General features: G+C 63.4%; 16 protein-coding genes. 1 reads left to right on the top strand and 15 read right to left on the bottom strand.

Annotated features, from left to right (window positions below; all coding sequences use genetic code 11):
- Positions 1-127 precede the first annotated feature (127 nt).
- The 7 genes from betB to JWV26_RS13090 form a co-directional block, all read right to left on the bottom strand.
- The gene (gene betB, locus JWV26_RS13060) at positions 128-1,600 is read right to left on the bottom strand and encodes a betaine-aldehyde dehydrogenase (RefSeq protein ID WP_206417034.1); all 1,473 of its coding nucleotides are present in this window, start codon (positions 1,598-1,600) and stop codon (positions 128-130) included.
- A 194-nt stretch (positions 1,601-1,794) separates the two neighbouring features.
- Positions 1,795-2,385, bottom strand: coding sequence for a transcriptional regulator BetI (gene betI, locus JWV26_RS13065; protein WP_072423408.1), 591 nt, complete (start codon positions 2,383-2,385; stop codon positions 1,795-1,797).
- A gap of 218 nt (positions 2,386-2,603) precedes the next feature.
- Positions 2,604-3,455, bottom strand: coding sequence for a glycine betaine ABC transporter substrate-binding protein (locus JWV26_RS13070; protein ID WP_072423407.1), 852 nt, complete (start codon positions 3,453-3,455; stop codon positions 2,604-2,606).
- Positions 3,456-3,663: 208 nt separating this feature from the next.
- Positions 3,664-4,608 (bottom strand): choline ABC transporter substrate-binding protein, encoded by a 945-nt coding sequence (locus tag JWV26_RS13075; RefSeq protein WP_072423406.1) that lies wholly within the window; start codon positions 4,606-4,608, stop codon positions 3,664-3,666.
- Between the two features lie 29 nt (positions 4,609-4,637).
- Complete coding sequence (locus JWV26_RS13080; RefSeq protein WP_003458908.1) at positions 4,638-5,516, bottom strand: ABC transporter permease; 879 nt, start codon at positions 5,514-5,516, stop codon at positions 4,638-4,640.
- A complete protein-coding gene (locus JWV26_RS13085) occupies positions 5,509-6,714 on the bottom strand; it encodes a quaternary amine ABC transporter ATP-binding protein (RefSeq protein ID WP_072423405.1) in 1,206 nt (401 codons plus the stop codon). Before JWV26_RS13085 ends, JWV26_RS13080 begins: the two co-directional genes overlap by 8 nt.
- Before the next feature lie 975 nt (positions 6,715-7,689).
- On the bottom strand, positions 7,690-8,634 hold the full coding sequence (locus JWV26_RS13090; RefSeq protein WP_079784824.1) for an ABC transporter substrate-binding protein: 945 nt from the start codon (positions 8,632-8,634) through the stop codon (positions 7,690-7,692).
- 695 nt (positions 8,635-9,329) lie between these two features.
- On the opposite strand from JWV26_RS13090, the gene gbdR reads away from it, so the two are divergent.
- Entirely contained in the window at positions 9,330-10,424 is a 1,095-nt protein-coding gene (gbdR, locus tag JWV26_RS13095; RefSeq protein WP_206417035.1) for a choline metabolism transcriptional regulator GbdR, read from the top strand.
- A 178-nt stretch (positions 10,425-10,602) separates the two neighbouring features.
- Here the strand turns inward: gbdR and JWV26_RS13100 are convergent, their stop codons facing one another.
- From JWV26_RS13100 to JWV26_RS13135, 8 genes are all read right to left on the bottom strand, one after another.
- Positions 10,603-10,854: a hypothetical protein gene (locus JWV26_RS13100; protein ID WP_003458918.1), complete on the bottom strand. Its 252-nt coding sequence runs from the start codon at positions 10,852-10,854 to the stop codon at positions 10,603-10,605.
- Between the two features lie 55 nt (positions 10,855-10,909).
- On the bottom strand, positions 10,910-11,683 hold the full coding sequence (etfB, locus tag JWV26_RS13105; protein WP_074913920.1) for an electron transfer flavoprotein subunit beta: 774 nt from the start codon (positions 11,681-11,683) through the stop codon (positions 10,910-10,912).
- A gap of 62 nt (positions 11,684-11,745) precedes the next feature.
- Positions 11,746-12,978 carry an electron transfer flavoprotein subunit alpha gene (etfA, locus tag JWV26_RS13110; RefSeq protein WP_093048251.1) on the bottom strand — a complete coding sequence of 411 codons (1,233 nt, stop codon included), beginning with the start codon at positions 12,976-12,978 and terminating at the stop codon, positions 11,746-11,748.
- A 37-nt stretch (positions 12,979-13,015) separates the two neighbouring features.
- The gene (dgcB, locus tag JWV26_RS13115; protein WP_206417036.1) at positions 13,016-14,977 is read right to left on the bottom strand and encodes a dimethylglycine demethylation protein DgcB; all 1,962 of its coding nucleotides are present in this window, start codon (positions 14,975-14,977) and stop codon (positions 13,016-13,018) included.
- Between the two features lie 163 nt (positions 14,978-15,140).
- On the bottom strand, positions 15,141-17,201 hold the full coding sequence (gene dgcA, locus JWV26_RS13120; protein ID WP_074913647.1) for a dimethylglycine demethylation protein DgcA: 2,061 nt from the start codon (positions 17,199-17,201) through the stop codon (positions 15,141-15,143).
- 74 nt (positions 17,202-17,275) lie between these two features.
- Entirely contained in the window at positions 17,276-17,806 is a 531-nt protein-coding gene (locus JWV26_RS13125) for a DUF5943 domain-containing protein (protein WP_084342426.1), read from the bottom strand.
- Between the two features lie 122 nt (positions 17,807-17,928).
- A complete protein-coding gene (locus JWV26_RS13130; RefSeq protein WP_072423397.1) occupies positions 17,929-18,906 on the bottom strand; it encodes a dipeptidase in 978 nt (325 codons plus the stop codon).
- Positions 18,907-19,135: 229 nt separating this feature from the next.
- Positions 19,136-20,083 (bottom strand): GlxA family transcriptional regulator, encoded by a 948-nt coding sequence (locus JWV26_RS13135; RefSeq protein ID WP_206417037.1) that lies wholly within the window; start codon positions 20,081-20,083, stop codon positions 19,136-19,138.
- Positions 20,084-20,301: the final 218 nt, after the last annotated feature.

Below are 20,301 nucleotides of genomic sequence, written 5' to 3' on the forward strand. Positions count from 1 at the left end.
CGCGGTGACTGTTCCCGGATTGCACCCGGGCTACGGGGGGCGACTTCTTTGTAGGAGCAGATTCATCCGCGATGTCTTTCGTGGCTGAAACGGTGCGCCGCCCGGCCGCTCCTATGCTGTGGTGGGTTCAGAACACCGAGGTGTAATCGCCCATTTCCAGCTGCACCGACTTGATGCGGGTGTAGTGGCCGAGGGTGACCAGGCCGTTCTCGCGACCGACACCGGACTGCTTGTAGCCGCCCACCGGCATCTCGGCCGGCGATTCGCCCCAGGTGTTGATCCAGCAAATTCCGGCTTCCAGCTTGTGGATCACCCGGTGCGCGCGGTTCAGATCGCGGGTCACCACGCCGGCGGCCAGGCCGTAGTCGGTGTCGTTGGCGCGGCGGATCACTTCCTCTTCGCTGTCGTAGATGAGGATGCTCATCACCGGGCCGAAGATTTCCTCGCGCACGATGGTCATGTCGTCCCGGCAGTCGGTGAACACGGTGGGGGCGACGTAGGCGCCCTTGGCGTAGTCGCCGTCGGTCACGCGCGCTCCGCCGATCAGCAGGCGCGCGCCCTCGCTGCGGCCCTTCTCGATGTAGCCGAGCACGCTTTCCATGTGCGCGTAGCTGACCAGCGGGCCGAAATTGGTGGCGTCATCCAGCGGATCGCCGAGGCGGATGCGTTTGACCCGCTCCAGCACCTTGGCCTCGAAGCGTGCCTGCAACATGCGCGGCACGAACACGCGGGTGCCGTTGGTGCACACCTGGCCGGAGCTGTAGAAGTTGGCCATCACCGCGATGTCGGCGGCGCGGTCCAGGTCGGCGTCTTCGAAGATTATCAGCGGTGACTTGCCGCCCAGTTCCATGGTCACTTCCTTGAGGCTGGAACTGGAGGCGCTGGCCATGACCTTCTTGCCGGTGACGGTGCCGCCGGTGAAGGAAATCTTCTCGATGCCCGGGTGCTCGGTCAGCCACTGACCGACTTCGCGGCCGCTGCCGGTGAGCACGTTGAATACGCCAGCCGGCAGGCCGGCCTCGCTGTAGATCTCGGCGAGTTTCAGCGCGGTCAGTGAGGTGACTTCGCTGGGCTTGAAGATCATCGCGTTGCCGGCGGCAAGGGCCGGGGCGGATTTCCACAGGGCGATCTGGATCGGGTAGTTCCAGGCGCCGATGCCGGCGACCACGCCCAGCGGCTCGCGACGTGTGTAGACGAAGGAGGTCTCGCGCAGCGGAATCTGCTCGCCCTCGATGGCCGGGATCAGGCCGGCGTAGTACTCCAGCACATCGGCGCCGGTGACGATGTCGACGTAGCGGGTTTCGCTCAGGGGTTTGCCAGTGTCGAGGGTTTCCAGCTCGGCCAGCTCATCGTTGCGCTCACGGAGGATGTCCACGGCCTTGCGCAGGATGCGCGAGCGCTGCATGGCGGTCATCGCCGCCCACACCTTCTGCCCTTCGGCTGCGCTGGCCACAGCCCGGTCGACGTCGGCCTGGCTGGCGCGTTGCACCTTGGCCAGCACCTCGCCGGTGGCCGGGTTGATGCTGTCGAAGGTTTCTCCACTGCTGGCGGCGACGTACTGGCCACCGATGTAGAGCTGCTGTTCGGCGAAACGGGGCATGGGCTGTCCTCTGCACTTGGCAATCTGCTTGGAGAACAGCCTATTTTATTTAAATTGAACGATCAATCAATAAAAACGACAAGGCGCAGCCAAACGCGACATGCCCGCAAGATGCACGGTCGTAGGGTGCGCTGCGCGCACCGAGCGATCTAAATGATCAGAGAAAGAGGATGTACGCGGTGCGACAGCGCACCCTACGAAGCCTTGGCCAACTGCAGGTCGAGGTAGTCATAGGCGATGCGGCGTGCCTGTTCGGTGTCGAAGGCTTCGCCGGACAGTGCGCCGCGCAGCCACAGGCCGTCGATCAGCGAGGCCAGACCGCGGGCGGCGAAGCGTGCCTGGTCTTGCGGCAGCGCGCGATGGAACTGGCCGCACAGGTTGGAGTAGAGGCGGTGGTCGTTGACCCGCTGCAGGCGGCGCAGGGCCGGCTGGTGCATGCTGCTGGCCCAGAACGCCAGCCAGGTCTTCATCGCCGGGCCGCTGACCTGGCTATCGTCGAAGTTGCCGTCGATCATCGCCTTCAGATGAGCACGCGGGCTGTCCTCGCGCAGTGCGCGACGGCGTGCCCCCACCGCATCGCTGAGCGCCTGCATCAGGTGACGCATGGTGGCTTCGAGCAGGCCGTTCTTGTCGTTGAAGTAGTGGCTGATGATGCCATTGGAGACCCCAGCCAGGCGGGCGATATAGGCGATGCTGGCATCGGCCATACCGACCTGGTCGACGGCTTCCAGGGTGGCTGCAATCAGCTGTGAACGACGAATGGGCTGCATGCCGACCTTGGGCATGGGTGTCTCCAGCGGGGGAAGTTGGGCCGGAGTCTAGGCGGATTTTGATCGTTCGATCAATCAAACGAGGTGGGAGAGCGGGGGGAGGGGGCGGGGCACCGATTCCGTGGGGGCGCCCTGCGCACCGCCTTGTCCTCGGTACCTATGGCGCGCATGCGGCCTCGCAAAACGACGAAGCGGGCCAGAGGCCCGCTTCGATGGCGTGCAGCGAGTGCGGCTTATTTAAGCCAGCTTTCCACGCGCTCTGGGTTGGCGGCGATCCAGTCCTTGGCGGCCTGGTCAGGCTTGGCGCCTTCGCGGATGGCCAGCATCACCGCGCCGACTTCTTCACCGCTCCAGGAAATCTTGCTGAGGAAGGCGGCAGCGTCGGCGGCCTTGCCCTTCAGCTCAGGATTGGCCACGGTGTCGACACGCTCGTCGTCGCCGAAGACTTTCTTCGGATCTTCGAGGAAGCGCAGTTTCCACTTGGCGAACATCCAGTGCGGAATCCAGCCGGTGACCACGATCGGCTTCTGCGCTTTCTCGGCGCGGGTCAGGGCGGTGGCCATGGCCGGGCCCGAGCTCGGCATCAGCTTGATGCTGGCCAGGTTGTACTCCTTGATGGCGTCTTCGGTGCGGCGCATCACACCGGCACCGGCGTCGATGCCGGTGATCTTGCCATCGAAGTCCTTGGCGTATTTTTCCAGATCCTCGATGGTCTTGGCTTCGACGTAGTCCGGCACGATCAGGCCGATCTTGGCGCCGGAGTAGTTGGTGCCGAGGATTTCCACCTTGTCCTTGAGCTTTTCGAAGTACTCGCCATGAGTGGCCGGCAGCCAGGCGGAGAGGGTGGCATCCAGGTCGCCACGGGCCACGCCCTGCCACATGATGGCGGGTTCGACCGGCTTCAGTTCGACGGTGTAGCCGAGTTTGCTTTGCAGGATTTCACCGGCGACGTGGGTGACGGCAACGCTGTCGTCCCAGCCGTTGACATAGCCGATTTTCAGGGTGGGTTTGTCGGCGGCCAGGGCGCTGCCCATGCCGATGGCCAGGGCGGCAGCGCCGAGGCAGAGATGCTTGATTACGCGCATGTTTGTTGTGCTCCATCAGTGAGTGGCAGTTGCAAGATCGTTGACTGGCTCGTTCTCATTGCGGGCCTTGCGAATCCGTGTTGCGCAGCAGATTGCCGGTTCGCGGGCAAAGCCTCCCCGTGACGGCCAGAAAGCAGCCGCTAGTGGCTTACGAGGAGGTTTCCGGGCTCGAACCCTGAGGTTCGAGCCCGAATAGGGTCGCGGCCTGTTACAGCCCGACGTGTTTCTTCACGGCGGCAACGCCGTCCTGACCGTCAAAGGTGGTCACGCCGCTCAGCCACTGGTCGAGGATCGCCGGGTTGGCCTTGATCCACTCCTTGGCGACGTTCTGCGGGTTTTCCTTCTCCAGGACCTTTTCCATCAGCTGGCTTTCGATATCGACGGTGAACTGCAGGTTGTTCAGCAGCTTGCCGACGTTCTCGCAGCGCGCCTCGTAATCCGGCGGTACCACGGTGTAGACCTTGGCCGCGCCGTAGTCGGGGCCGAACACGTCGTCACCACCGGACAGGTAGGTGATGTCGTGCTGAGTATTCATCGGGTGCGGCGCCCAGCCGAGGAAGACCACCGGCTCTTTCTTCTTGATCGCCCGCGATACCTGCACCAGCATGCCGGCTTCGCTGGACTCGACCATGCGGAAGCCGCCGAGGTCGAACTGGTTGTTCTTGATCATGCCGTCGATCAGCAGGTTGCCGTCGTTACCCGGCTCGATGCCGTAGATCTTGCCGCCCAGCTGATCCTTGAACTTGGCGATGTCCTGGAAGCTCTTCAGGCCGGCTTCGGCCGCGTAGGTCGGTACGGCCAGGGTGTACTTGGCACCCTCGAGGTTGGCCTTGGGCAGTACCTTGACGCCATCGTCCTTGAGGAATGGCTCGATCACCGAGTCCATCGATGGCGCCCAATAGCCGAGGAACACATCGACCTGGCCGCTCTTCACGCCGGTGAAGGCAATGGGTACCGAGGCCATGATCTTGCGCGGCTGATAGCCCAGACCTTCGACCAGGGTCATGGCCACACCCGTGGTGGCGGCGATGTCGGCCCAGCCAATCTCGGCGAAACGCACCTGCTTGCAGCTCGCCGGCTCCGCGGCCATGGCGCCCTGCATCAGTGCGCAGGACAGCAGGCCGATGGCGGCAGTGGTCTTGATCATTTTCATCTGCGGTTCCCTGTGAAGTGAAAAAATGTTTACTGGCGCTGCAGCTTGCCGCTGAACCAGGCAAAGATGCCGCCGCGGGCGGTCTGCTTGGTGCCGAAGCTTTCAGTGATGCGGTCGAGAATGATCGCCAGCAGCACCACGGCCATGCCGCTTTCGAAGCCTAGCCCGATGTCCAGGCGCTGGATACTCGCCAGTACATCGTTACCCAGGCCACCGGCGCCGACCATCGAGGCGATGATCACCATCGACAGGGCCATCATGATGGTCTGGTTGACCCCGGCCATGATCGACGGCATGGCGTTGGGCAGTTGTACCTTGAACAGCAGCTGGCGGCTGGTGCAGCCGAAGGACTGGCCGGCCTCGACGATTTCCTTGTTCACCTGGCGAATGCCCAGGCTGGTCAGGCGCACCGCCGGCGGCATGGCGAAGATCACCGTGGCGATGATCCCGGGCACGCGGCCGAGGCCGAAGAGCATGGCCGCCGGAATCAGGTAGACGAACGCCGGCATGGTCTGCATGAAGTCGAGGATCGGCCGGATGATGGTCGCCACGCGCTCGCTCTTGGCGGCCCAGATGCCCAGCGGGATGCCCAGCAGCAGGCTGATCAACGTCGAGGAGAAGGTCAGGCCGAGGGTGACCACGGTCTGTTCCCAGAACCCGGTCATGACGATCAGGATGAACGCCACGGCGGTGAACACCGCGAAGCGTGCGCCGATGCGCCACAGGCCGAGGGCGACGAAGATGGCGATCAGCAGCCAGGCCGGCGGCAGCATGAGCAAGGCTTCGATGCCTTCGGAGAAACCGCTGACCAGCTTGCCGATGCTGTCGAAGGCACCGCTGTAGTTGTCCAGCAGGTGCTGGACGACGTCGTTGACCCAGCTACCCAGGTCGAGTTTCTTGTCACTCATGGGATTCCCCCTGCAGTCGGGTCAGCAGACGGCCCTTGCTGATGGCGCCGCAGTAGTGGCCTTCGGCGTCCACCACCGGGATCGGACCTTCGTTGTCCACCAGGCGGGTGATGACGTGTTCCAGCGGCATGTCTTCGGGTACCGGCACCACCTGCTTGAGCGCATCCGCTTCGAGTGGTCGGGGCTCGTCGCCGTCGACCATCAGGGCGATCTTCTCCAGGCTGATGGAACCCTGGAAGTTGTTCTGCTCGTCGACGATGAAGGCGTAGTGCTTGTCCAGCGCCTGCAGCTCCTTGCAGATCATTGCCGCATCCGGCGCCTTGCCGTTGTAGACGTAGGTCGGCACGCTGTCGGCCTTGAGCTGGCCGGCGGTGAGGTAGCGGCTGGTGTCGACGGTGTCGAAGAAGTTGCGCACGTACTCGTTGGCCGGCTTTTCGATCAGCTCCTGCGGGGTGCCGACCTGGATCAGCTTGCCGCCTTCCATGATGCCGATGCGGGTACCGATGCGCATGGCTTCTTCGATGTCGTGGGAGACGAAGATGATGGTGCGGCGATGGGTCTTCTGCAGCTCCAGCAGCACATCCTGCATCTCGCGGCGCTTGAGCGGGTCGAGGGCGGAGAACGCCTCGTCCATGATGATCATCGACGGGTTGACCGTCAGCGCGCGGGCCAATCCGACGCGTTGCTGCATGCCGCCGGAGAGTTCGTGCGGGTACTTGTGAGCGAAGGTGTCCAGGCCAACCTGCTTGAGCACTTCCATGGCGCGCTTCTCGCGCTCCTTGCGGCCGGTGCCGGCCACTTCCAGGCCGAAGGCCGCGTTATCCAGCACGCTGCGCGACGGCATCAGGGCGAAGGACTGGAAGACCATGCTCATGTCGCGTCGGCGCAGATCGATCAGTTGCGATTGCGGCAGCTTGGCCACGTTCTGGCCATCGATGTAGACGTCACCGGCGCTGGGTTCGACCAGGCGGTTGATCAGACGGATGAGGGTGGATTTGCCAGAGCCGGACAGGCCCATGAGGACGAAGATCTCGCCCTCTTCGACACTGAACGACACATCGCTGACGCCGATCACGGCGCCTTTCTCGGCCAGAATCCTCTCCTTGCTCCAGCCTTCCTTGAGCAGGTCGATGGCTTCTTGTGGGTTGGGGCCGAAAACCTTGTACAGGTGTTCGACCACGATCTTTCCAGACTGCATGGGACGTTTCCCCTTCAATCGGCATCCAGTTCACGCTGGCACGGCTGGGCACGCATCGTCGAAGCGTAGATCAGCTGTGTCAGGCCTCTGATACCTGTGTGGGTGTTTGCTGAATTTCGAGGTTGGCGAACGTTTCGCGGCGGGCGTCGAGTGTGGCGCTCGGGCACGCTGCAGCGCACGCGGCTGGTGGCAGGAATTGCCCGCTGCGTCGTTGCAACCTGTTGATGAGTGACCACTGTCTTGCCGTGCTGCAAACCGCTTTCCAAACCCTCTGGCAGTGTTTCGAAGCCCATTCCCTTGGGGGTTCATGCGTTGTCCTGGCGCATGCGTACATCCGAAATTTCTTGTTGGGCTGGCGCCCTATCGATGGTGGGCCAGCGCTTGTATGTTCTTCGGTCCGGGGCGGTGAGCCCCAGTCTGCCGTTCCCCTCGGGAAGCGGCAGCGACGTCATCGGCTGACTCAACGATATAGTCTTGGGGTCTGCGCAATTATCGGTTTGCGACCCTGACGTGTTGGGCGACGACATGGCCCGTCACACCCCGTGTTTTTCCATGTTCTCGCCGTTTTCCGGGCTCCTGAAAGCACTGCGTGATGCCGTTTCGAATAGCGCTCGATGTGAGCATCGAGAAGCGCTTTCGAGAGCGTACTTTAAAAACCTTAACAGACTTTTTCGTTCCTTGGCCAAGGCTGAAAGCCGCGCCGGTGCTGGTTTTCAGCCCTTCAAGCGAGGCGCAGGCGGCGTAGCGCGGGGGCTGCGGCGATGTTGAAAAAAATTTACAGCGAAAGATGGTGTAGTGCCGAAAATCGCTGAAAAATCGAAAGGCGGCGCAATGTGACCGCCTGGTCACGGCCGGTTCATGTCGCGAGCCTGGGCGTGATTCTCGACAAGACGATGGAAAACCCTTTCGAACTACCAGGTGCGCTTTGTTTTCTGCCATTTTTATTGGTTTTTCTCGGCCATTTCGTCGAATTTATCAGTCATTTCCTGCCAGTGATACGTCGAATACCTTGCTGACAGGGCCACCTTGATAGCGGCTCACACCTTCCAGCCAGGCCGCAATCATCTGCGGGTTGTCTTCGATCCACTGCTTGGCCACCCGGCGGCGGTTGGTATTGCCTTCCAGTACGGCGCTCATCAACTGGTTTTCTGCGGCGATGGTGAAGGTCATATTGCGGAAAAGCCGCGCCAGGTTGGGACACTGCTCGCTCAACCCGCCGCGCGCCACCGTGTTGACCTGCGCTGCTCCGTAATTGGGGCCGAAATAATCATCACCACCGGCCAGATAGTTCATCTTCAGACGCTCGTTCATCGGGTGCGGTTCCCAACCGAGAAATACCGCCCATTTGCCCAGGCGTTGAGCTCGCTCGACATGGTTGAGCATGCCGCTTTCGCTCGACTCGACTAGGCTGAAACCTGCCAGACCGAAGGTGTTGTCGCGAATCATGCCCTTGACCATCTCGTTGCCTTCGTTGCCCGGTTCGATGCCGAAGATCTGCCCACCGAGTTCGTTCTTGAAGCGATGGATGTCGGCGAAATCCTTCAGTCCGCCCTCGTAGCCTGGCGTCAGCACCGCCAGGGTGTAACGCACCGTCGGCAGGTTGGTGTGCAGCTTCTCGATCCTGCCGCTGTCCAGGTGAGGCTGCACCAGTTCACTCTGGGCCGGCATCCAGTTGCCCAGGAACACGTCCAGCTGGCCTTCGGACAATCCGCGGTAAGTATCGGGCAACGACAGGCGGCGTATCTGCGTGCGATAGCCGAGCTCGCCCAATATCAGGCGGGCAACGGCGGTGGTCATGGTGATGTCGGTCCAGCCGACATCGCTCAGGCGCACCAGCTCGCAGCGCTCGGCTTCTTTGGCGTGCAGGGCGGTGGAGGAGGTGAGGGCGATCACCAGCAGCCAGCGAGCAAATCTGTTCATGGGGTGTGCCTCTGTTCGGGCGGCTGGAGCCGCTGGGAGATTCCTGGAGCGGGCGATTGGCTATTTCACAGCAAGAGGTGGGCCGCGCCCTGGGCGAGAAACGACACCGGCATGTCGAGAAAAGACTCCGACACGGACGGTTAACCGCGGCGCGATTGGATATGCATGAGTCGGTTGGAGAGCTGGGCGCGCTGGTGAAAGTTGGATCATCGCGAACCTGTTGCGGATTCGTCAGGATGTTCTTCTCCATGCGTTCCTGGCGGCTGGCACGCCAGCGAGCGGTGACCTTTGCTGGTGCAGCGATTCTGGCAAAGCCGCCGCTTCGCGAGCTTTTGGTGCGATGCTTGCGGGCATCGATTTCCTCAGGTGTGACCGAGCGGTCGATGTTGTTACCGCTCGTCCGTTACTGACAGCCAGAGACGCCGTAGCAGGCCGCTCAGTCTGTGCTACCGAAATGCTCAAAGCCTTGCGCAAAGAGGCCTTGAGAGCGTTTCGCAAACCCTGAAAGCAGGGGCAAGGAGCCCGTCTGGCGCGCCATGTATTGAGGGTTCAGTTTTTATTGAACGCTTGATCAATTTAGGCATGACCTTTGCGTAGAGATGTATAGCCGCCCGGTTTTCAAACCCGGCCAGGACAAAACAGAGGCCCACTTCTAATTGGGCTCACACCGTGCTTAGCGTGAGAGGGTTCCATCAATGTCGCAGTTCAGCCAAGGGGTGCAACCCCAGAACCGTGTCGCCCAGTCCATCGGCTTCCTGCTCCTGGACAACTTCACCCTGATTTCCCTCGCTTCGGCGGTAGAGCCCCTGCGCATGGCCAACCAGCTTTCCGGCAAGGAGCTGTTTCGCTGGCATACCCTGACTCATGATGGCCTGCCGGTCTGCGCCAGTGATGGCTTGCAGATCACCCCGGACGCCGCCATGCAAAGTGCTCCGGCGTTGGATGCGGTGATCGTCTGTGGTGGCGTGGATATTCAGCACAGCGTCAAGCGTGAGCATGTCAGTTGGTTGCAGTTGCAGGCGCGCCAGGGTCGCTTGCTCGGTGCGGTGTGCACCGGCAGTTGGGCGCTGGCCAAGGCCGGTCTGCTCGACGGCTACGATTGCAGCGTGCATTGGGAGTGCCTGGCTTCGATGCAGGAAGCCTTCCCGCGTGCGGCCATCACCACTCGCCTGTTTTCCATCGACCGCAATCGCCACACCTCCTCTGGCGGCACCGCGCCGATGGACATGATGCTGCACCTGATCGGCCAGCAGCACGGTCGCGAACTGGCCGCCGGCATCTCCGAGATGTTCATCTACGAGCGCATCCGCAACGAGCAGGATCACCAGCGCGTGCCGCTCAAGCACATGCTCGGCAGCAACCAGCCCAAGCTGCAGGAAATCGTCGCGCTGATGGAGGCCAACCTCGAGGAGCCGATCGACCTCGACGAGCTGGCCTGCTTCGTCGACATTTCCCGCCGCCAGCTCGAGCGCCTGTTCCAGAAGTACCTGCACTGCTCGCCGTCGCGCTACTACCTCAAGCTGCGCCTGATCCGCGCACGTCAGCTGCTCAAGCAGACCAGCATGTCGATCATCGAGGTGGCTTCGGTCTGCGGCTTCGTGTCCACCCCGCACTTCTCCAAGTGCTACCGCGAGTACTTCGGCATTCCGCCGCGCGACGAGCGTGCCGGTCAGCAGGGCAACAACCTGGTCATGCTGCTGCCGATCCCCGAGCATCAGGTCAGTTCCAGCGCGGTGCTGGCGCTCAACCGTGCCCAGGGTGAGTCGACCTTCGCCAGCGTACGCATCTGAATCGAGCGGCAATGAAAACGGGGCGCCAGTGGCGCCCCGTTTCGTTATGAGTGATGACCTGCGTTGGTCGCTTTAGTCTTGTAGGGTGGGCTTTAGCCACCAGTGGCTCTACCTCTATTCCATGAGACGCAGCCCGATCTGCTGCTGGAGTAAAGTCGCTGCGCTGGCGCAGCGTTGATCAAGCAGGTTTCGGCACCAGCGCCGGCAGCAGATGGCGGCTGATGGCTTCGCGCACGTTGGGCAGCAGGGTGGCGCTGCCGCCAAGCAGTTCTTCCACCAGGTGGCGCAGGGCCACGGCACGTTCTGCGCTGAGGCCGCTGACGGCCAGCTCGCAGGCCTGCTCGGGCGTCACACCTGGTGGAATGCTCAGGCCCAGCGCGATCAGGCGCTCACGGAAGTCTTCCTGGTCGATCAGATCGGCATGCATCATGGTCGTGGCTCCTTGTGACGAGGCAGGCGCTGCGCAGTTGGTCTTCAACCCTCGGTCAGCGCAGAACCCCTTCTTCGATCAATAGCTTGAAGATAGCCTCTGCGCCCTCCTGTGGCGAGACATCCTTGAGCACCTGGCCGCCACCACCACTGGCTTTGGCCGTGGCCGCCTTCATCCGTTCCGCGCCCGTTTTAGCCTTGATCACCTTGAGCCGTTTGGGCCGTGACTTGGCCGGCTGCAGGCTGGCTTCGGCCAGCAGCGGGTCGTCCACTACCGTCACCTCGTGGGCTTCGATCTGCCCGCGCCGTGCCGGGCCAAAGGCACTCTGGCGGGCGACCGGAGCGGCGTTGTCGACGCTGGCCACGCAGGGCAGGCGTACCTTGAGCCGGCGCCGCTGTCCGCGCGGCAGCGCCTGTAGCACCTGGGCTACGCCGTTTTCGACCTTCTCCACTTCCGCCAGGCCGACCACCATCGGCCAGCCCAGGCGCTCGGCCAGCAGGAACGGCAGCATGCCGGAGCCTTCGCCGGTTTCCGCCTGGCTGCCGGTGAGTACCAGTTGGGTGCGGCTGCCTTGCAGATAGTCGACCAGCAGCGGCAGGGCGTCGGCACCTTCGGGCTGTTCCAGCACATCGAGCTGTTCCAGGCCCATACCCAGGTAGCCGCGCAGGGCTTCGGCCTGAGGGTCGCCGGCATGCAGCAGTTGCAGGTTCTGTCCGGCCAGACGCAGGCCCAGCTCGACCGCACGGGCGTCCTGCTCGGCGCGCCGCGGGCGACCCGAGGTCGGGTGGGCGCCGACCGAGACCAGGGCGACGATATTGAGATCAGTCATGGTGTCCCCGTAGCCCGGATGCAATCCGGGAAAGCTGGTGGTGAACCCGGATTTCATCCGGGCTACGCCGCATCACGTTTTCCTTCCTGGCGCCAGGCGGCGACGCGCTCCATCAGCGCCGCAAGGATCGCCGCCGAGTCGCCGATCACCGAGAGGTCGGCACGTTTGATCATGTCGCAGCCGGGGTCCATGTTCACCGCCACCACCTTGTCGCAGGCACCGATGCCCTGCAGGTGCTGGATGGCGCCGGAAATACCGACGGCCAAGTAGACGCGGGCGGTGACCCAGGTACCGGTGGCGCCAACCTGACGGTTGCGCGGCATGAAGCCGTCGTCCACCGCCACGCGCGAGGCGCCTTCGGTGGCGCCGAGGGCGATGGCAGCCTGGTGGAACAGCGTCCAATCCTTCACGCCATTGCCGCCGGAGAGAATGAACTCGGCTTCGGCCATGGGAATCTGCGCTGGATCCACGGCCACCGGGCCGAGATCTTCGATACGCGGCAGGCTGTGAGCGATCTTCGCGCACAGCTCCAGTGGCCGTACTTCGTGACGGGTTTCGCTGACCGGCTCGGCACATTCGGCGGCGGCCATGATCAAGCGGGGCAGGGCGCGCTGGATATCTTGCTGGCCACTGCCGGCGCGGCCGATGGCCTGCTCGCCGGCGACCTGCCAGACGCGCGTTGCAGGGCGCTCACCGAGCTTGGCGGCCAGGCGCCGACCCAGCTCGCCGCCACCGGTACGGCTGTCAGGCAGCAGCCAGTGGCGCGGTGCCAGTTGGCTTTCCACGGCGCTCAGCGCTAGTACGCGGGCTTCCGGGGCGTAGCCGTCGAAGGCATCGCCTGCGATACGCAGCAGGCGGTCGACGCCGGCCGTTTCGAAGGCGTTCTCCTTGTCCTCGCCGAACACCACAGCGACCACGGCGCCACTCTCGCCGGCCAGCTTGCGGGCCAGGCCGAGCAGATCCTTGTCATGGCTGGACAGACGGCCGCCGACCATGTCCGGCACCACGCAGATGTGGAGCGCCGGTTGTTCGATGACGTGTAGTGGAAGCTGCACCTCGACGCTGGCGCTGCTGCGTTTGCCGGCAGTGCCCTGCTGGGCGCCGCTGCGGTCGATACGCTTGAGCCCGGCCGGGCCGACAAAGCCGGCAGCGATGGCGTGCGGGTTCTTGCGGATGATGCCATTGGGGCCCATCCAGCTGGTCTGATTCTGGCTCTGCATGGCTGCATGCAGCGGGTGCAGGCGGTTACGGGCGATCCACTCGGCGCGAGGGTCGCGGCGGATGATGTCGCTCATGCCTGGGCCTCCTGGATGCGCTGGGATTGTTGTTTCATCACTGCACCTCCGCCAGTTCGCGTTTGGCGTTCGGGCGCTTGGCCGCCACTTCGGTGGCTTCGATCAACACTTCTGCCACCAGCTCGGCGATGTCCTTGATTTCCGGGCGCGGCGCGACCACACCTTCGAGCATCGCCGTGCACTGTGGGCAGCCGACGGCCACCAGCTCGGCGCCGGTTTCCTTGATGTCGACCATGCGCATGTCGGGGATACGTTGCTTGCCGGGGATGTCGGTGATCGGCGCGCCGCCACCGCCGCCGCAGCAGCGTGAACGGAAGCCCGAGCGTCCCATCTCCTTGACCTCGATGCCGATAGCCTTGAGTACGGCGCGTGGCGCCTCGTACTCGCCGTTGTAGCGGCCGAGGTAGCAGGGGTCGTGATAGGTGACGCTGGCGGCTTTGCTCTGGCCGAGGTTCAGCGCGCCCTTGCGTACCAGCTCGTCGATAAAGGTGCTGTGGTGCAGAACCTGGTAGTCACCACCGAGCGCGCCGTATTCGTTCTTCAGCACGTGGAAGCTGTGCGGGTCGCAGCTGACGATGCGTTTGAAACGGTACTTGCTCAGGGTAGCGATGTTGCGCTTGGCCAGGTGTTGGAAGGTCGCTTCGTCACCCAGGCGGCGCGCCACGTCGCCGCTGTCGCGTTCTTCCAGACCGAGTACGGCGAAGTCGACGTCGGCAGCCTTGAGGATCTTCACAAAGGCCCTCAGCGTTCTCTGATTGCGCATATCGAAGGCGCCGTCACCGACCCAGAACAGCACGTCGGTTTCGCCCTTGTCGGCGAGCAGCGGCAGGTTCAGGTCGGCAGCCCAGTTCAGGCGACCGCCGGGGTTGAAACCGCCCGGGTTGTCAGTGGCGATCAGGTTGTCCAGCACCTCGGCGCCTTTGTTCGGAGTCGCGCCTTTCTCAAGGGTGAGATGACGGCGCATGTCGACGATGGCGTCGACGTGCTCGATCATCATCGGGCACTCCTCGACGCAGGCGCGGCAGGTGGTGCACGACCAGAGGGTCTCGGCATCCACCAACGCCTTGCCGTTCAGATCGACGATCGGCTGATGTGGGCCGCCGCTGTGTTCGCCCAGCGGCTTGCCGGGGTAGGGCGAGCCGGCGAACTTGGCGTCATTGCCACCGGCCAGGCCGATGACCATGTCCTGAATCAGCTTCTTCGGGTTCAGCGGCTGGCCAGCGGCGAAGGCCGGGCACATGGCCTCGCATTTGCCGCACTGCACGCAGGCGTCGAAGCCGAGCAGCTGGTTCCAGGTGAAGTCGGTGGTTTTTTCCACGCCCAGCGGCGCCTTCGGATTGTCCAGGTCCAGCGCCTTGAGGCCGGTGGAGCGACCGCCGCCGAAGCGCTCGGCGCGGCGGTGCCAGGCCAGGTGCAGGGCGCCGGCGAAGGCGTGCTTCATCGGCCCGCCCCAGGTCATGCCGAAGAACAGCTCGGACACGCCCCAGGCCACGCCGACGGCCAGTACGGCGGCCAGAATCCAGCCGCCGAAACCGACCGGCAGAATTCCGGCAACCGGCAGCGTGGCGATGAAGAAGCTGGCGGCGAACATCAACAGGCTTTTCGGCAGGCGCATCCATGGGCCTTTCGACAGCCGCGAGGGCGGGTCGATACGGCGCTTGGCAACGAACAGGGCGCCGACGAACATCAGTACCGTGGCGCCCAGCAAGGCGAAGCCGAGGATGCGGCTGTGCAGGCCGAAACCGTGCACGACGATCGCCAGTACGGCCGCCAGGACGAAGCCGCCAGCGGTGGCGACGTGGGTCTTGGACATGTACTTGTCGCGCTCGACAACGTGGTGCAGGTCCACCAGGTAGCGACGCGGCATCTTCAGCAGGCCGCCGATCCAATCGACCTTGGCCGGCCGACCGCGGCGCCACATGAAGAAGCGCCTGGCCGCGCCAATGACCGCAAGGGTCAGGGCGGCGAAGAGCAGGAGGGGGAGGATGGTGTTCAACATCTTGGGGTCTCCTTAGCGGGACCGAAAGCTACGCAAATCCATCCCCTCTTCCCCTGGGGGGGAGAGGGTTAGGGAGAGGGGGCAGACGACATGGATATCCGCCCAATGGCCCCTCTCCCCCCGCCCTCTCCCGCAGTCGGGAGAGGGGCCGTTCGTGTCGTGGCTAAAAGTCCTTGCACAACCGCAGCGCGTCGTAGATCGCTGCGTGGGTGTTGCGCTGGGCCACGCAATCGCCAATGCGGAACAGCAGGTAGCCGTCGCCCGACTCGCTCAGGCACGGCTGCGGCTTGATCGCGAACAGCGCTTCGACGTCGATCTGGCCCTTGTTGCGTGAGCCCTGCTTGAGTGCGTAGTACAGCGATTCGTCCGGGCGCACGCCGTTCTCCACCACCACCTGGTCGACCACGCGCTCTTCCTTGGCGCCGGTGTATTCGTTCTCCAGCACGGCGACCAGCTTGTCCCCCTCGCGGTAGACCTTCTCCAGCATCAGGTCGCCGGTCATGATCACTTCTTTCGGGTACAGGCTGCGGTAGTAGGTCGGGAAGCTGGTGCCGCCGATGGCTACACCCGGCTTGATGTCGTCGGTGACGATCTCCACCTGGGCGCCCTTGTCGGCGAGGAAGTCGGCGACCGACATGCCGGTAAATTCGCAGATGGTGTCGTACACCAGTACGTTCTTGCCCGGCGCCACCTTGCCCGAGAGCACGTCCCAGCTGCTCACCACCAGGCCCTCGGCCGCGCCCCAATGCTCGTTCTGCTCGAGGAACGGGTGGCCACCGTTGGCCAGCACGATGATGTCCGGGCGCAGGTCAAGGATGGTGGCTTCGTCAGCCGGTGTGCCCAGGCGCAGGTCTATCCCCAAACGCGCCAACTCGAGCTGGTACCAGCGGGTGATACCGGCGATCTGGTCGCGTTGCGGCGCTTTCGACGCGATGGTGATCTGCCCGCCAAGACTGTCGTTCTTTTCAAACAGGGTCACGTCATGACCGCGCTCGGCGGCGACGCGCGCCGCTTCCATGCCTGCCGGGCCGCCGCCGACGATCACCACCCTGCGCTTGGCGCCGGTGGTCTTCTCGATGATGTGCGGCACGCCCATGTATTCGCGGGACGTCGCGGCGTTCTGGATGCACAGTACGTCCAGGCCCTGGTACTGGCGGTCGATGCAGTAGTTGGCGCCGACGCACTGTTTGATCTGGTCGATCTGGCCCATCTTGATCTTGGCGATCAGGTGCGGGTCGGCGATGTGCGCACGGGTCATGCCGACCATGTCCACGTAACCGCCTTCGAGAATGCGCGTGGCCTGGTTCGGGTCCTTGATGTTCTGCGCGTGCAGCACTGGCACCTTGACCACTTCCTTGATGCCGGCCGCCAGGTGCAGGAAGGGCTCCGGCGGATAGCTCATGTTCGGAATGACATTGGCCAGGGTGTTGTGGGTGTCGCACCCTGATCCCACGACCCCAATAAAATCGATCATGCCGGTAGCATCGTAGTAGGCGGCGATCTGCTTCATGTCCTCATGGGACAGGCCGTCCGGGTGGAACTCGTCGCCACAGATGCGCATGCCGACGCAGAAGTCGTCACCGACTTCCTTGCGCACGGCCTTGAGCACTTCCAGGCCGAACTTCATGCGGCCCTCGAAGGTGCCGCCCCATTCGTCAGTACGCTTGTTCACGCGCGGCGACCAGAACTGGTCGATCATGTGCTGGTGCACGGCGGACAGCTCGACGCCATCCAGGCCGCCTTCCTTGGCGCGGCGTGCGGCCTGGGCGTAGTTGCCGATCACCCGCCAGATTTCCTCGACCTCGATGGTCTTGCAGGTGGCGCGGTGCACCGGTTCACGGATGCCGGACGGCGACATCAGGGTCGGCCAGTGGAAACCATCCCAGCGCGAGCGGCGGCCCATGTGGGTAATCTGGATCATGATCTTGGCGCCATGCTTGTGCATGGCGTCGGCCAGGTTCTGGAAGTGCGGGATGATGCGGTCGGTGGACAGGTTGACCGAACTCCACCATTGCTGCGGGCTGTCGATGGCCACCACCGAGGAGCCGCCACAGATGGCCAGGCCGATGCCACCCTTGGCCTTCTCTTCGTAGTACTTCACGTAGCGCTCGGTGGTCATGCCGCCGTCGGTGGCGTAAACCTCGGCGTGCGCGGTGCTGAGCACACGGTTGCGGATGGTCAGCTTGCCGATCTGGATCGGCTGGAACATTGCTTCGAAGGCCATTACGGCATCCTCACGGTAAGCGCTCTAGCGTTGTGGGAGGCGCTGGCCGCTCCCACGGATTTCTTATGGGTGACTCAAAGTGGCCGAGTGACGAACAGACCGTCGTCATGGCCGTCTTCGGCGCCACTGTATTCCTGCACGGTGACGGTGCGGATCGGGCTGCCCTTGGCAGCCAGGATCTGGTCGATGGCGCCGGAGAACCAGCCGGTGAACATGTAGTCGACCTTGCGGTTCACCTTGCCGTACACGTAGACGAAGGCCGAATGTTTGAGCTTGACCTCGGCATGGCCGGTTTCCAGGTCGAGCTTCTGTGTTTCGAACAGGCCCCAGCCGCGCTGCGACAGGCGCTTCATGTAGTGCTCGAACACCGCAGCGCCGGAAATGCCGTGGCACTCGGCTTCCTTTTCGCACCAGTGCCAGGCGGACTTGTAGCCAGCCTTGTAGAGGATCTCGGCGTATTTCTCGGCGCCGAGCACTTCCTCGATGCCCATGTGGTTGTTGACGAAGAAGTGGCGCGGCACGTAGAGCATCGGCAGCGCGTCGGTGGTCCAGACGCCGGTTTCGTCGTCGACTTCGATGGGCATTTCGGGGGCGTGGGTGGCCATATACGGGAACTCCAGAGTTTGAACCGTAGGAGCGGCTTCAGCCGCGAAGCTTCAAAGCATGCCGTCCCTTCGGGACGGATCGCGGCTGAAGCCGCTCCTACAAGGATTGTGTTGGGAGGGGCTTACTCGCCCCAGACGTCTTTCAGTACGCGCACCCAGTTCTCGCCCATGACCTTGCGCACCACGCGCTCGGACATGCCTCGCTTGAGTAGCGTCTCGGTCAGATTGGGGAACTCGCCCACGGTGCGGATGCCCAGCGGGTTGACGATCTTGCCGAAGTTGGTCAGGCGCCGGGCGTAGCCCTTGTCGTGGGTCAGGTATTCGAAGAAGTCCTGGCCGTGGCCCTGGGTGAAGTCGGTGCCGATACCGATGGCGTCTTCGCCGACCAGGTTCATCACGTACTCGATGGCCTCGGCGTAGTCATCGATGGTCGAGTCGATGCCCTTGGCCAGGAAGGGCGCGAACATGGTCACGCCAACGAAGCCGCCGTGGTCGGCGATGAACTTCAGCTCGGCGTCGGACTTGTTGCGTGGATGTTCCTTCAGGCCCGAGGGCAGGCAGTGGGAGTAGCAGACCGGCTTCTTCGATTCGAGGATGACTTCCTCGCTGGTCTTGGAACCGACGTGGGACAGGTCGCACATGATGCCGACGCGGTTCATCTCGGCGACGATCTCGCGGCCAAAGCCGGACAGCCCACCGTCGCGCTCGTAGCAACCGGTGCCGACCAGGTTCTGGGTGTTGTAGCACATCTGTACGATGCCCACGCCGAGCTGCTTGAATACCTCGACGTAGCCGATCTGGTCCTCGAACGCATGGGCGTTCTGGAAGCCGTAGAGGATGCCGGTCTTGCCTTGCTCCTTGGCCTTGCGGATGTCGGCGGTGGTGCGTACTGGGATGACTAGGTCGCTGTTCTCGCGGATAAGGTTGTTGCTGGCGACGATGTTGTTCACCGTGGCCTGGAAACCTTCCCACACCGACACGGTGCAGTTGGCCGCCGTCAGGCCGCCCTTGCGCATGTCTTCGAACAGGTCGCGGTTCCACTTGGCGATGATCAGACCGTCGATGACGATGCTGTCGGCGTGCAATTCGGCTGGGCTCATCAGGCTTGTCCCCTAAACGGATGCGCCGAGTCGGACGTCGGCGCTTTGGGGAGAGCTTATCCCTGGGGGGCAGGGCGACCCGGTGCAAAAACGACTGGGGGTTTGCCGAAAGCGTCAAGCCGAGGTCGCGAACGGATATGCCAGCGTTTCGCCCGTCACCGCGTAGCCCGGACGCAATCCGGGGAATCGGTGGCGCCTGGCCCCAGATTGCATCCGGGCTACGGTTGGCCTAGCTGCCTGGTCGCTCGTGGCGATCCTGGCTGGGGCTGGCGGCGAAGCGTCTGCGGTAGCTGCGCGAGAAGTACGAGGCCGAATCGAAGCCGCAGGCCAGGCCCACCTCCAGCACGCTGAGGTCGCTCTGGCGCAGCAGCTGGCGCGCCTTGTCCAGCCGCAGGTCAAGGTAGAAGGCCGAAGGTGTGGTATTCAGGTGATGACGAAACAGCCGCTCCAACTGGCGCACGGTGATGCCGGCCAACTCGGCCAGCGCCTCGCTGGACAGCGGTTGTTCGCACTGGCGCTCCATTTCGCCGATCACCCGCACCAGCTTCTTGTTGTGCAGGTCGTAACGGCTGGCCACCTGCATACGCTGGTGATCCAGGCGGGTGCGGATGCGGCTGACCACGAACTGTTCGGACACCTGCACCGCCAGCGCCTCGCCGTGTTCCTGGCCAATCAGGCCGAGCATCAGGTCGAGGCTGCTGGTGCCGCCGGCGCTGGTGATGCGCCGGCCGTCGATCTCGAACAGCTCCTGGGTGACCAGCAACGCCGGGTAGCGCTCGCGAAAGGCGTCGATGGCTTCCCAGTGCAGGGTCAGACGCTGGTGCTGGAACAGCCCGGCCTCGGCCAGCACGAAGCTGCCGGTGTCGATGCCGCCGAGGATTGCCAGTTCCGGTTCGCGTCGTTGCAGCCAGTGCGCCAGGTGATGGTTGTAGTGGGCCAGCGGCTCGAAGCCGGCGACCACGAACAGTGCTCGGCTTTCCTCGGGCAGCTCCAGGCCGCCATCGACGTTGAGCGACATGCCATTGCTCGCCTGTACGGCATTGCCGTCCTGGCTGAGCAGGCGCCAGCGATACAGCTCGCCGCGAAAGCGGTTGGCCACGCGCAGCGGTTCGATGGCCGACATCAGGCCCATCATGGAAAAGCCGGGTAGTAGCAGAAAGCAGAAGGTCTGGGGCATGCAGGTCACGAGGCCGTTGCGGGGTGGCAGATAGCCCGGAAAGATTAATGGGCCAGCATGGCTCTCATACAAGCAGAAAGTCGATATAGGTCAATAAATAGTCGCTCAAGTGTGAATGAGGCGTGAAATCGAAGCGTAAGGTGTTTTCATCGGGAAACGAAGATTCCCGAGCACGGTGGGGGTTCTGCCCGCTGGCAGGCCTCTAGAAAAACGAAATA

It is taken from the genome of Ectopseudomonas toyotomiensis (assembly GCF_017167985.1).
GTDB classification, from domain to species: Bacteria; Pseudomonadota; Gammaproteobacteria; order Pseudomonadales; family Pseudomonadaceae; genus Aquipseudomonas; species Aquipseudomonas toyotomiensis.